12 protein-coding genes are annotated in these 12,689 nt (G+C 41.4%); 6 read left to right on the top strand and 6 right to left on the bottom strand.

Annotated elements, in window-relative coordinates:
- Window positions 1–449 precede the first annotated feature (449 nt).
- Window positions 450–971: an NYN domain-containing protein gene (locus HGR01_RS25610; protein ID WP_045871271.1), complete on the top strand. Its 522-nt coding sequence runs from the start codon at window positions 450–452 to the stop codon at window positions 969–971.
- A gap of 95 nt (window positions 972–1,066) precedes the next feature.
- Complete coding sequence (locus HGR01_RS25605) at window positions 1,067–2,662, top strand: 2-isopropylmalate synthase (protein WP_045871272.1); 1,596 nt, start codon at window positions 1,067–1,069, stop codon at window positions 2,660–2,662.
- Window positions 2,663–2,746: 84 nt separating this feature from the next.
- On the opposite strand, the gene HGR01_RS25600 is transcribed toward HGR01_RS25605, so the two are convergent.
- The 3 genes from HGR01_RS25600 to HGR01_RS25590 all read right to left on the bottom strand — a co-directional run bounded on the left by HGR01_RS25600 (window position 2,747) and on the right by HGR01_RS25590 (window position 5,184).
- On the bottom strand, window positions 2,747–4,168 hold the full coding sequence (locus HGR01_RS25600; protein ID WP_052335236.1) for an ATP-binding protein: 1,422 nt from the start codon (window positions 4,166–4,168) through the stop codon (window positions 2,747–2,749).
- Window positions 4,169–4,171: 3 nt separating this feature from the next.
- On the bottom strand, window positions 4,172–4,480 hold the full coding sequence (locus HGR01_RS25595; protein ID WP_052335237.1) for an MHYT domain-containing protein: 309 nt from the start codon (window positions 4,478–4,480) through the stop codon (window positions 4,172–4,174).
- A gap of 260 nt (window positions 4,481–4,740) precedes the next feature.
- The gene (locus HGR01_RS25590; RefSeq protein WP_045871273.1) at window positions 4,741–5,184 is read right to left on the bottom strand and encodes a GNAT family N-acetyltransferase; all 444 of its coding nucleotides are present in this window, start codon (window positions 5,182–5,184) and stop codon (window positions 4,741–4,743) included.
- Window positions 5,185–5,302: 118 nt separating this feature from the next.
- On the opposite strand from HGR01_RS25590, the gene HGR01_RS25585 reads away from it, so the two are divergent.
- The gene (locus HGR01_RS25585) at window positions 5,303–6,748 is read left to right on the top strand and encodes a RecQ family ATP-dependent DNA helicase (protein WP_045871378.1); all 1,446 of its coding nucleotides are present in this window, start codon (window positions 5,303–5,305) and stop codon (window positions 6,746–6,748) included.
- Window positions 6,749–6,771: 23 nt separating this feature from the next.
- Here HGR01_RS25585 and HGR01_RS25580 read toward each other — a convergent pair whose 3' ends face one another.
- From HGR01_RS25580 to pheS, 3 genes are all read right to left on the bottom strand, one after another.
- On the bottom strand, window positions 6,772–7,056 hold the full coding sequence (locus HGR01_RS25580) for a type II toxin-antitoxin system YafQ family toxin (protein ID WP_045871274.1): 285 nt from the start codon (window positions 7,054–7,056) through the stop codon (window positions 6,772–6,774).
- A complete protein-coding gene (locus tag HGR01_RS25575; protein WP_045871275.1) occupies window positions 7,053–7,268 on the bottom strand; it encodes a hypothetical protein in 216 nt (71 codons plus the stop codon). The genes HGR01_RS25580 and HGR01_RS25575 overlap by 4 nt, the downstream gene beginning before the upstream one ends.
- 99 nt (window positions 7,269–7,367) lie before the next feature.
- Window positions 7,368–8,360, bottom strand: a complete 993-nt coding sequence (gene pheS / locus HGR01_RS25570; RefSeq protein WP_045871276.1) for a phenylalanine--tRNA ligase subunit alpha — start codon at window positions 8,358–8,360, stop codon at window positions 7,368–7,370.
- Window positions 8,361–8,871: 511 nt separating this feature from the next.
- On the opposite strand from pheS, the gene surE reads away from it, so the two are divergent.
- The 3 genes from surE to HGR01_RS25555 all read left to right on the top strand — a co-directional run bounded on the left by surE (window position 8,872) and on the right by HGR01_RS25555 (window position 12,608).
- Entirely contained in the window at window positions 8,872–9,669 is a 798-nt protein-coding gene (gene surE / locus HGR01_RS25565; protein WP_045871277.1) for a 5'/3'-nucleotidase SurE, read from the top strand.
- A gap of 295 nt (window positions 9,670–9,964) precedes the next feature.
- The gene (locus HGR01_RS25560; RefSeq protein ID WP_045871278.1) at window positions 9,965–10,861 is read left to right on the top strand and encodes an MBL fold metallo-hydrolase; all 897 of its coding nucleotides are present in this window, start codon (window positions 9,965–9,967) and stop codon (window positions 10,859–10,861) included.
- A gap of 598 nt (window positions 10,862–11,459) precedes the next feature.
- On the top strand, window positions 11,460–12,608 hold the full coding sequence (locus HGR01_RS25555; protein WP_045871279.1) for a bifunctional riboflavin kinase/FAD synthetase: 1,149 nt from the start codon (window positions 11,460–11,462) through the stop codon (window positions 12,606–12,608).
- Window positions 12,609–12,689 lie beyond the last annotated feature (81 nt).

Genomic DNA, 12,689 nt, shown 5'->3' with positions numbered 1-12,689 from the left:
CCCAACAAGTATGCCGTCGGTAGAAGGTTTACCAGAATTTTGCTTTGGGCAACTTCTGTTAATGCTGCAACGCTGATATTGTACAAAAATTGTGTCCTGTTGTTGATGGCAAAATCAAGAGATGGGCATTAGCCTATATTCTACCTGAGAACCAATACCATACCTCTTTAGGAGTAAACTTGACTGTTATACAGTTAGGAATGCTGTTACACAGTCTATTTTATTGGTAGATTTTGATCGCAGGCTAACTCTTACACTGTCTGGGATGAAAAGGTTCAGCATCCTGCATCTGCTCTATTGTTTTGCCGATTTTTATGATTTAAAAGGGGTTAGGATAAAAGATATACATGAAGATATACTTTATAGATATTAGCAAATAGATCATTTGATAATTGCTATAATCTATTGTTCAATCTAAAATTCTTTTCTATTATTAGGTGTATTTTTCTATGGGTTCTCCAATGAATCGTCTGTCTATTTTTGTAGACGGAAACAATATGTTCTATGCTCAACAAAAAAATGGCTGGTTTTTTGACCCACGCAGAGTTTTAGAATATTTTAAACACGAGCAATCAGAAACAACATTAATCAATGCATTTTGGTACACTGGCTTAAAAGACCCGCAAGATCAAAGAGGTTTTCGAGATGCTCTCATTAGTTTAGGATATACAGTAAGAACTAAAATTCTCAAAGAATATTACGATGACTCATCTGGTCGCTATTCACAAAAAGCTAATTTAGATATTGAAATTGTTGTAGATATGTTTAATACAGTAGACCAGTATGACCGAGTAGTATTATTTAGTGGTGATGGGGATTTTGAGAGAGCAATTGAATTATTACGTTCAAAAAATACACATATTACAGTCGTATCTACAGAAGGAATGATCGCCAGAGAATTACGTAATGCTACTGATAGATATATAGATTTGAATGATATTAGAGACAGAATAGAAAAGACAGAAGCTTAATATGTTAATAATTATTTACAAATCTAAACAGTAAAAAACTTAAGATACAAGGTAGTTATAGCAAAAAGTCCACACTAAACACAAAACACAGAAAAATGACAACCCAACCAGAGCGAATCATTATTTTTGATACCACATTGCGAGATGGCGAACAATGTCCAGGAGCAACCCTGAATATAGACGAAAAGCTAGTGATAGCCAAGCAACTGGCGCGTCTGGGTGTGGATGTAATTGAGGCAGGATTTGCCTTTGCCAGTCCTGGAGATTTTGAAGCAGTTAACAAAATTGCCCAGGTTGTCGGTACAGAAAATGGCCCTGTGATTTGTAGTTTGGCGAGAGCTAAACATGATGATATTAAAGCAGCAGCCCACGCGATTAAACCAGCAGCAAAAGGCAGAATTCACACATTTATTGCTACATCTGATATTCATCTGCAATATAAACTGAAAAAAACCAAATCAGAAGTTTTGGCGATCGCCGAGGAAATGGTGGCCTACGCCAAAACTTTCACTGATGATGTAGAATTTTCCCCAGAAGATGCAGGACGCTCCGATCCAGAGTTTCTCTACCAAGTATTAGAGAGAGCGATTAGAGCTGGAGCCACAACAGTTAATATTCCTGACACCGTAGGATATACAACCCCTAGCGAATTTGGGGCAATTATTAAGGGGATTAAAGATCATGTCCCCAATATCGACAAAGCAATTATTTCCGTTCACGGACATAATGATTTAGGCTTGGCAGTAGCAAACTTTTTAGAAGCTGTGAAAAATGGTGCGAGACAATTAGAATGTACCATCAATGGTATTGGTGAACGCGCAGGTAATGCAGCTTTAGAAGAATTGGTAATGGCATTGCACGTGCGTCGGCAATATTTTAATCCCTTCTTAGGTAGACCAGTCAACTCAGAAGAATCATTAACTAATATCGACACTCGTCAAATTTATAAATCCTCGCGGTTAGTGTCAAATTTGACGGGGATGTTAGTACAACCAAATAAAGCCATAGTCGGGGCAAATGCCTTTGCCCACGAATCTGGAATCCACCAAGATGGTGTATTAAAAAACAAGCTCACCTATGAAATTATGGATGCCCAATTGATTGGCTTAACAGACAATCAAATAGTTTTGGGCAAACATTCTGGCAGAAATGCTTTTCGGACTCGCCTCAAAGAATTAGGTTTTGAACTGTCAGAAACCGAATTAAATAAAGCCTTCGTCAAATTTAAAGAAGTCGCTGACAAAAAGAAAGAAATTTCTGATTGGGATTTGGAAGCGATTGTTAATGATGAAATTCAACAAGCACCTGATTTGTTCCGCGTCGAGTTGGTGCAAGTTTCCTGCGGTAGCAATGCCCAACCCACAGCCACAGTAACTCTCAGAACCCCTGAAGGTCAAGAATTAACTGATGCGGCAATTGGTACAGGGCCAGTAGATGCTGTTTATAAGGCAATTAACCGTGTAGTTAACGTACCCAACCAATTAATTGAGTTCTCTGTACAGTCAGTCACAGCCGGAATCGATGCAATTGGGGAAGTAACTATTCGCTTACGCCACGAATCCCGTGTATTTTCTGGACATGCAGCGAATACAGATATCATCGTTGCATCAGCTCAAGCCTACGTTAATGCACTGAATAGGCTGTATGCATCGTTGCAATCCAAGGAGAAAGAACTGAATCCGACACAGTAGTTGATTGGGCATGGGGCATGGGGCATTGGAAATACTAATTCTCCTTGTCCCCCCTTGTCCCCTCATCCCCCTCTGCTTCCCCGATCAACAAGTTGCTGCGATGGCGACGATTGAATCATTAGCAACTGGGGTTACTAGAGGAATTTGAATGATAAATTCTGTACCTTTACCCAGAGTCGAAAAACATTGCAAACTACCGTTGTGGGTGTCGGTAATAATTTGATGACTGATAGCTAGTCCTAATCCTGTACCTTTTCCCTCTGGCTTAGTGGTGAAGAAGGCATCAAATAATTGTAGTCGCACAGCTTCTGGCATCCCAGATCCATTATCGGCAATTTTGATCATCCCATAACCATCTTCAGCAATAGTAGTAATTGTAATCATATTGGGATGCTGGAGAATTTCTGCAAAGGTCTGACCATGATTAGACTCTTCTAAAGCATCAATTGCATTTGCTAGCACATTCATAAACACTTGATTTAATTGTCCTACATAGCACTCAATCTGCGGTAGGTTTCCATACTGCTTCACAACTTGAATTTCTGGACGGTTGAGGTTAGCGTGCAGACGATGCTGCAAAATCATCAGGGTAGCCTCAATTCCCTCATGAATATCAACTATCTTTTTCGCATTTCCATTCACCCGTGAGAAATTTCGCAAAGATTGCATGATTTCTTGAATGCGTTCGGTACCAAGTTTCATAGAAGAAATCATTTTTGGCAAATCTGCAAGCAAGTATTCTAAGTCTATAGCGGCAATTTTATTGGCGATGTCATCTCCTGGTTGAGGAAATTTTTGATTGTAAAGGTTTAATAAGTGAATTAAGTCTTGAACATACTGGTGAGCATGAGATAAATTACCAGAAATAAAGTTGACTGGATTGTTAACTTCATGGGCAATCCCAGCTACTAGCTGTCCTAAAGAAGAAATTTTTTCAGTATGAAATAATTTAGCTTGAGTATGTTGTAATTCTTGTAAAGCCTGTTCTAGTTTCTGTGCTTGTTCGCGTTGTAAACGCTGTTCTATCTGCTGACGTTCTGCAATTTCACGTTCAAGATTGGCTAAGGCTACTGTTCTTTCGATGGCGGTTGTTTCTAAGGAAATGAGCAATGCTAATCCTAAAATTGCAAACGTCACAATACCAATCGTTGTGGATAGTACAGAAGAGTCAAGATTTATTACTGATGGCATTTCTAGCATTTTTATGGCATAAAAACCAGTAGCTGCCATACCCGTATAATGTACAATGGGGATGGCTGCACCCATAACGATCGCACTGGCAATTTTCTGTTGACGATTAGTGCTAGTACTGCGATCTGGTAAATGAAATGCTAACCACAAAGCTACTAAAGAAACGATAAAGGCGATCGCAATTGAAACTCCAACTAACATATAGTTGTAGTGGATATTAGCTGACATTCGCATTGCAGCCATGCCAGTGTAATGCATGTTGATAATCCCCAGTCCCATCAACAGACTACCACCCAGCAAGTTAAAGATACCCATCACTTATTGGCTGACGAAAAATAAGGCACATCCTGAAGCTAAGATGGCTGCCAGTATTGATAATAAAACCCTGATTAAATCGTACTTTACCGGAATCGGCAGACAAAAAGCCAGCATTCCCACAAAATGCATCGACCAAATCCCTGTTCCCATTGCGATCGCACCACCAAACAACCAGCCAATGCGCGCATATCCAGAAGCGGTGCGGATTTGTCCAGTTAGATCCAAAGCAGTGTAAGCTGCTAGCATTGCGATCGCCACGGAAAAAACTAATAAACGAATGTCATAAGTACCAGCGATCGGTGTATTCATAAAGTTGATTTCTTATTCTCAGCAATAAAAAATAGAAATAACGTTTGTTTCCCTATTTAGTAATCAAAAATAAGGAAATTATGAGGTTTAATCAAAATTATTCGTAAACAAATACTAGTTTTATAGACAAGTTTACATGCCTCTTGAAAACTATATTTAATGATATTAAAACTTTAATTATTCCCAAAGTTTATAGTTCCCCTTTAACAAGTGGGAATAACAAATAACTTCTATTGGCAACTGTGATCTTCATCACTGACTTAATTTTGATGCTGATAGGCATTAGGATTAGAACGCATCATTAATTTCTCTGGTGTTGTGGATTTTTTAAAGCCGTAACGCCGATAAAGTCCATGAGCATCTTTTGTACCTAACAACCACTTTTGCACGTCTTGGAGTTCAGGAAAATTCAAAATAAACTGCACAAACCAAGTGCCTAAACCTTGACCACGATAAGGCTCTAAAATAAACACATCCTTTAAAAATGCAGAAGTAGCGTAATCAGTAATTACCCTAGCAAAACCGACTTGTCGCTGCTCTTCGTAAAGTCCAAAGCATAAAGAATTGGCAATTGATTTTTCTAAAATTCCTAAAGGAATATTTTCTGCCCAATCAGAATTTCGCAGAAAATCGTGAATCATTGTGATATCTAGCTTAGATTTATCTGTGCTGATATAGAATCGATGTTTTAAATCTTCGTTCATTTTTTATCCAAATTCCTCGTATTGATGAAATTACTGAACCTGATGCTAAATGGCAGCAGCTATATTCAAAAAATCTGCTGATTGCATTGATAAAACAGGGATATATCTATTATTCATTATGAATCAAATAAGAACCACATCTTGGAACGCAGTCCTTAATACTTTTAAAAAAATTTGGGGCTATGACAATTTTCGTCCCCCACAGGGTGAAATAGTCAGTAGTTTATTGGCAGGAAAAGATGCATTAATTATCATGCCTACAGGCGGTGGTAAATCGATTTGTTTTCAACTTCCTGCACTGCTGCAAACAGGATTGACTTTGGTAGTTTCGCCTTTAGTAGCGCTGATGGAAAACCAAGTACAAGAACTGCGCCAGCTAAACCTGAGTGCAGCACTGCTACATAGCGAACTACCTTCATCCCAACGGCGCTTGACTCTGCAAGCATTGGCACAAAACAAACTCAGATTATTGTATTTATCACCAGAAACTTTACTCAGTGCGCCTGTTTGGGAAAAATTATGTCAACCACAATTGCAGATTAACGGCTTAATTTTGGATGAAGCCCATTGTTTAGTGCAGTGGGGTGAAACCTTTCGACCAGCTTATCGCAGATTAGGGGCAGTGCGATCGGCATTACTGAAATCAAAACCACCTGGAAGCAAAATTAGTGTGGCAGCTTTTACGGCGACGGCTGACCCTTTAGCACAAAAAATGATTGCCTCAGTTTTACAATTACAACAACCAGATATTTACCGCCTGAATCCCTACCGTCCAAATCTGCATCTCAACATCTGCATCGCATGGACTCCCAGAGGTAGAAAGCAAAAATTAGTCAAATTTATTCAAAATAGACCCCAACAAGCCGGATTAGTTTATGTCCGCACGCGCAGAGATAGCGAGAACTTAGCAGCTTGGTTAGCAGAGATGGGTTATGCCACAGCTAGTTATCACGCTGGACTGAGCGCCACAGAACGCCGTGCTGTAGAAACTAGCTGGTTAGGCGGTAAAATCCCATTTGTGGTTTGTACCTGTGCATTTGGCATGGGGATTAACAAGCCTGATGTGCGCTGGGTAATTCACTTTCACGCGCCGCTACTACTTTCCGAATATGTGCAAGAAATTGGCCGCGCAGGGAGAGATGGAAAACCAGCAGAAGCGCTGACATTAGTAAGTGAACCTACAGGCTGGTTAGATTCAGAAGATAAACAAAGACAGCAGTTTTTTGAACAACAAATGCGATCGCAACAACAAACAGCACAGCAACTTGCGAAAAAACTGCCGAAACAAGGGGATGTGAATACAGTAGCGCGACAATTCCCTGATGGTGCAATGGCTTTGTCTTTACTCCACAGCAGTGGACAGTTAAACTGGCTTGACCCTTTCCATTACGTCATCAAGCCAGGGGTGAATAAGCAAGCAGCAACTCAATTGCAAGCCGCCAAGGAAATGAATCAGTATTTGCATACTAAACAGTGTCGCTGGCAGTTTTTATTAACCGCCTTTGGTTTTGCGAAAGAAGCCGCTAACTGGCGTTGTGGACATTGCGATCGCTGTTCCCCATAATTCTAATTCGTCATTATTCCAACTCAATAGACTTCATCATGAGTGCCTATATCAATTAGCAATATTTCCTCTTCACCAGACTCTGGATTTTCCACAAAGTTAAAAACAATGCGACAATCATACTCCACTGAACAAGCCCAAGCTCCAGACAACTTGCCTTTGAGCTTATGGGTCTGCAATAGTGGATCAAATGGATCAATTGTTAAAAGTGCCAACCGTTCTTGAATTCGCTCTTGTAATTCTGGTTGTCGTCGCACCAATCGCTTAAATGCTCGTTTAAACGATGATGTCAAAACCAGAGTTTTCATTTGCTTAACTCATCCATAATTTGAGTCAGGTTGCCACGAAAAACCTTACCAGTTTCGTATTCTACCTGAGCTTGAGCGATATTAACCGCAATTTCAGAACGTCGTTTTTCTGCCAGCCGATGGCGGATCAGATCAATGAGTGTTGCTTGTTCATCTGCTGACAATTCTTCGATGCTTTCAAGAATGTCATCAAATCTCGATACTTGAGTCATTAGTATTACCTTTGTTGGTCTCCTTTATGTGGCTCAGTATTAAATAAAACGCTTGTATGGGAAGTATTTTCACCTGTACAAGCGGTCTAATTACATCATTTAAAATTGTCTTAAAAAGCGCAAATCGCTGGCATATAAGCGCCGAATATCATCGATTTGGTGCAGAACCATCGCAAACCGTTCGACACCGAAACCAGCCGCAAACCCAGTATAAATTTCTGGGTCATAACCTACAGATTTCATCACATTTGGATCGACCATACCGCAACCCATAACTTCCAGCCAACGACCATTCCATTGCAAATCCACTTCGGCGGAGGGTTCTGTAAAGGGGAAATAGCTAGCGCGGAAGCGAATTGGCAAATCGCCAAACATTGCTTGTAAAAATACCTTAATTACACCCTTGAGGTCTGTAAATGTCAGTCCCTCATCAATGGCTAGCAACTCGATTTGATGGAAAACTGCTGAGTGAGTAGCATCTACGTTATCGCGGCGATAAACTCGCCCAGGGGCCACAACCCGAATGGGTGGTTCTTCAGATTCCATATAACGAATTTGCACTGAAGAGGTATGAGTACGCAGAAGATTGCCATCTGGCAGGTAGAAGGTATCCTGCATATCACGGGCGGGATGGTCAGGGGGAGTATTCAGCGCCTCAAAATTGTAATAATCTGTTTCCATCTCTGGCCCTTGAGCCACCGTGTAACCCATGCCGACAAAGATATCCAGGGCGCGGTCGATGATACCATTTAGAGGATGAATGCGACCTTGGGGACTGTAAATTCCCGGCATTGTGACATCCAGAGTTTCAGCCTCTAACTGGGCTTGAATTTGAGCAGCTTCTAGGGCAGTGCGCTGCTTGTCTAAACTATTTTGCAGGGATTCTTTCACTGTATTAGCGATCGCCCCAATTTTAGGACGTTCCTCTGCACTCATCTGCCCCATACTTCGCAACAGTGCCCCAAGTTGCCCCTTCTTACCCAGATAACCTACTCTGAGTTCTTCTAGGCGTTCTAAGGTATCAGCGGCTGCGATCGCTTTTTCTCCTTCCTGCCGTAGTGCTAAAAGTTGAGCCTCTAAATTGCTAGTCATTAGTTAGTTAGTCATTTGTCATTTGTCATTGGTCATTAGTTCCAGAAGTTGGTACAAATCACCAATCGGCTTAGTAATATGACCTTAACAGGCCAAAGGTAAGGGTTAAAGGAAGGTTGAAGGCTAAAGTATAAAGTCTGAAATTATCCTACTCATTCCCAGAGGAGGTAGGAATATCAAAAATTTGATCTTTCACCGCACTTGTGGGTAAGGCAGATGCCTAGCAGCCATTACTTCATCCTTTACACTTCATACTTCTTTAGTCCAAACCTCTGTTTACCAGTTTAAGGGACTTCCAGAAATTAAATTATTCATTTTTCACCGCGAAGACCATAATTGTATTCTTCCGCCTCTGCTCCCTAAAGCGATTGATTTTTTTAGTTGCAAGTCCCTAAAAGGGATTTGGTGTGTGAGGATGTTTTTTTGCCTGCTATTTGTGACGCTCGACATTGACAAATGTCAGATAACAAATAACTAATGACTAATGACCAACGACTAATGACCAATAACGATGAAATTACTCATTAGCAATGATGACGGAATTTCTGCCTTGGGTATTCGTACCCTGGCCAACTGCTTGGCACAGGCAGGTCATGAAGTGACTGTAGTATGCCCCGACCGAGAGCGATCGGCAACTGGGCATGGATTGACTTTACACCAACCAATTCGCGCGGAAATTGTGGAGTCAATTTTTCATCCCACAGTTAAAGCTTGGGCTTGTGATGGCACTCCTTCAGATTGCGTCAAATTAGCGCTTTGGGCTTTGTTAGACACACCCCCAGATTTGGTGCTTTCTGGCATTAATCAAGGGGCAAATTTGGGCACAGAAATTCTCTATTCTGGGACTGTGTCTGCGGCTATGGAAGGAATAATTGAAGGGATTCCTAGCATTGCTTTCAGCCTTGCTAGCCATACTTCTAAAGAATTTCAAACTGCGGCTCACTTTGCCCAACAGCTAGTAGCACAACTAGCAGCCAAACCCCTACCAGAGTTAATGTTGCTCAATGTTAACGTTCCTCCAGTCAAATGGGAAGAAATTGCAGGAGTCACAATCACGCGCCAGGGAGTGCGGCGCTACGTGGATGTATTTGACAAGCGAGTCGATCCGCGTGGTAAAACCTATTACTGGTTAACAGGTGAGGTTTTGGAAGAAGTAGAACCACCAGAAGGCTTAAATTTGCCTCAACACATCCCTATAGATGTACATGTTATCCGTAAAAACCACATTAGCATTACTCCATTACAATACAATCTTACTTACGCAACAGGATTACAGCAATTATCAGAATGGGAATTTAAATTTACGTAAAAACTTTGGTATTTGAGGAAAAATTTGTAACTTTCAGCAATGAGTTAAAACATGATCGACAAATTTAAGCTATAAAGTAGAAACGCTGTTGATCTCACTGCTACATGTAAGCCCAAAGTACTTTAAGCTTTGGCTTTGTTATCTCTCACTCTGGTTGAAAAAACCTGCCGAAAAAAGGGTATGCTGTTTTACCAAGAAATTCCCCTCTGCCAAAATGGTAAGACTGCATAAACTTAACAAACATAAGTAACAATTTGTTTTATTGATCGCACGCTCAGTCCAGAAAGCAACACCCATGTCTAGGTTAGAGAACCAATTTACCGTGCAATTTTGGGGCGTTCGCGGCAGCATCCCCAGTCCCGGGCCACACACAGTGCGTTATGGCGGTAATACCCCTTGCGTTGAAATGCAAGTGGGCGGTAAACGCTTAATTTTCGATGGTGGAACAGGACTTCATGTATTGGGGCAATCTTTGTTGCGCCAAATGCCGTTAGAAGGTCATCTATTTTTTACCCATTCCCACTGGGATCACATGCAAGGATTTCCGTTCTTTGCACCAGGTTTTATCAAGGGAAACCATTTTAAGATTTATGGCGCAATTGCTCCCGATGGTTCCACTATCGAACAGCGCCTAAATGACCAAATGCTCCATCCCAATTTTCCTGTGCCTTTGCAAATTATGCAGGCAAATTTAAATTTTTGTGACATTACTGCAGGGCAACCAATACACATTAATGACATTACTGTAGAAACAGCACCATTAAATCACCCTGGTGAAGCCGTGGGATATCGAGTTAACTGGCGTGATGGCGCTGCTGCTTATATTACTGATACTGAACATTTTCCTGACAGACTGGACGAAAACGTCCTCTGGCTAGCGCGTAATGCTGATATCTTAATATACGATTGTACCTATACCAATGAAGAATACCATTCACCAACATCGCCGAGAATTGGCTGGGGACATTCCACCTGGCAAGAAGCGGTGAAAATAGCCAAAGCTGCTCATGTCAAGACCCTAGCAATTTTCCATCATGACCCCGCGCATAACGATGAATTTCTAGATAATGTGGGAAATCAAGCGGGTGAGGAATTTGCAGGTGCAGTGATGGCACGGGAAGGCATGGTACTTCATGTTCCTGTTTCTGCGACCATATCAGAATCTTGCCCTGTCGGGAACTTATCTGCCTAAAGTTTGTAGTCGCAGCGATCGCAAAATCTGCGATTTTTCCCCCTTGGACAAATCATGGCGACAGATGGATACACAAATTCCCAATCTAAAATCTAAAATCTAAAATCTAAAATCTAAAATCCAAAATGGTATTAGATTGGTGAAGAGAAGCTCTCAGCAGGAGAGGTGACTCTTACGGTAAACTGCAAAAACTGGAGAACACGCTTTGCGAGCTAACCAGGGAAGCACAAATGCCCATAGACTAGCTGCCTCAAGGGACGAGCAGGTACAATACTTGCTAAAACCCAAAAGTTTAGCTAAAGCCTCTTTAACTGTGGTGTAGGGTTCTCTGGACTCAGCAAAGATAAATCAAGCTGAGAAACAGCACAAAACACCCTAATTAGTTGCTGCCTGTAGGGTATGCTTTGGCTATTAGCCAAAGGGTGGTAATAACGCCGTGGCTGCTCCCACAAGCGGTTAAATTCAGAGCGAAAACGCTCCAGATGAAAACTCTGTGGAGTCGCGGGATGTGCGTCAAGGGTGCCCTCCCAGTCAGTTAAGTTACCTATAGGGGAACTTGTAGCTGATAGCTCAATAAACCTAAAATCCCAGAATCCACGTGCTAAATTTGTCTCAAAATGGGTGTTCCGTGTGGGTTGGTTCTTCGAGTGAAGAACTGCTAACACCAACTGCTGTTGCGCTTGGCAAATTTGATGGTATGCACCTTGGTCATCAAAGAGTCATCCAGCCAGTTTTGCAGCAAGCAAAAAGAGCAGTTACAGGGACTGCGTGCGATCAAAAGTTTGTGCAAGATGAGGGCAATTTACCAGAACGCTCACTTCATGATTTCACAAATCCTGCATCCCAGCCAGGAAACACTACAGCTACAACAAATGAGCATATATACTCTACTGTTGTGACATTTCATCCCCATCCACAGGAATTTTTCTCAGGTCAACCCCGTGCTTTGTTAACACCACTTGATGAAAAAGTGGAACAATTGCGATCGCTGGGAATAGAACAGCTGGTACTATTACCCTTTGATAAAGAATTATCGTCTCTCTCTCCAGAAGAGTTTGTAGAAAAAATTCTCGTACAAAAACTGCGATGCCAGCAACTTAGCGTGGGACAAGATTTTTGTTTTGGTAAACAGCGCGCTGGCACAGCTGAGGATTTAAAACTACTCGCCGCCAAATATAATATTCCTGTCACAATCGTTACTTTAGAAACCTATGTAGGTAGCGATCAATTGACAGCAGAAAGTAATTGCCCTAGTAATCCTCCTACCCAAGCACCACCAATTAGTACTTCATTAATTCGCCAGGCCTTAGAAAATGGCGATGTCAAAAGCGCGAATTTCCTTTTGGGAAGACCATACACTCTTTTTGGTGTGGTAATTCAAGGACAAAAACTGGGCAGAACGATTGGTTTTCCCACTGCTAACTTGCAATTACCAAAAGACAAGTTTTTACCTCGCCTAGGTGTTTATGCTGTCCGCGTGTTGATGCTTGATGAGACAGCAGATACTCAAACACCAACAATATTAGGCGTAATGAATATAGGTAATCGCCCCACAGTTGATGGTACTCATATATCTGTGGAAGTCCATTTATTTGATTGGTCTGGAGATTTGTACGGCAAAAAGCTGGCTGTACAGCTAGTACAATTTTTACGACCAGAACAAAAATTTGACTCTCTCGAAGCCTTAAAAACACAAATTCAGCTCGATTGTCATGTGGCGAAAGAAGTTTTGCTCTCGGAATGTTGAATTGTGATTGCTGGGTGGGAATACTAGGGACTGGGAATTTTAGATTTTAGATTTTGGATTTTAGATTTAAACTCAATCCAA

Origin of the sequence: Tolypothrix sp. PCC 7712 (assembly GCF_025860405.1) — a bacterium.
Taxonomy (GTDB): Bacteria; Cyanobacteriota; Cyanobacteriia; order Cyanobacteriales; family Nostocaceae; genus Aulosira; species Aulosira diplosiphon.
Note: the sequence above shows the minus strand (reverse complement) of the source record. Positions and strands in the feature narration are given on the sequence as shown.

Excerpts from the sequence above, each read along its gene's own strand:
- HGR01_RS25610 (WP_045871271.1), top strand. The coding sequence starts at position 450 with ATGGGTTCTCCAATGAATCGTCTGTCTATTTTTGTAGACGGAAACAAT.
- HGR01_RS25605 (WP_045871272.1), top strand. The coding sequence starts at position 1,067 with ATGACAACCCAACCAGAGCGAATCATTATTTTTGATACCACATTGCGA.
- HGR01_RS25600 (WP_052335236.1), bottom strand. The coding sequence starts at position 4,168 with ATGGGTATCTTTAACTTGCTGGGTGGTAGTCTGTTGATGGGACTGGGG.
- HGR01_RS25595 (WP_052335237.1), bottom strand. The coding sequence starts at position 4,480 with ATGAATACACCGATCGCTGGTACTTATGACATTCGTTTATTAGTTTTT.
- HGR01_RS25590 (WP_045871273.1), bottom strand. The coding sequence starts at position 5,184 with ATGAACGAAGATTTAAAACATCGATTCTATATCAGCACAGATAAATCT.
- HGR01_RS25585 (WP_045871378.1), top strand. The coding sequence starts at position 5,303 with ATGAATCAAATAAGAACCACATCTTGGAACGCAGTCCTTAATACTTTT.
- HGR01_RS25580 (WP_045871274.1), bottom strand. The coding sequence starts at position 7,056 with ATGAAAACTCTGGTTTTGACATCATCGTTTAAACGAGCATTTAAGCGA.
- HGR01_RS25575 (WP_045871275.1), bottom strand. The coding sequence starts at position 7,268 with ATGACTCAAGTATCGAGATTTGATGACATTCTTGAAAGCATCGAAGAA.
- pheS (WP_045871276.1), bottom strand. The coding sequence starts at position 8,360 with ATGACTAGCAATTTAGAGGCTCAACTTTTAGCACTACGGCAGGAAGGA.
- surE (WP_045871277.1), top strand. The coding sequence starts at position 8,872 with ATGAAATTACTCATTAGCAATGATGACGGAATTTCTGCCTTGGGTATT.
- HGR01_RS25560 (WP_045871278.1), top strand. The coding sequence starts at position 9,965 with ATGTCTAGGTTAGAGAACCAATTTACCGTGCAATTTTGGGGCGTTCGC.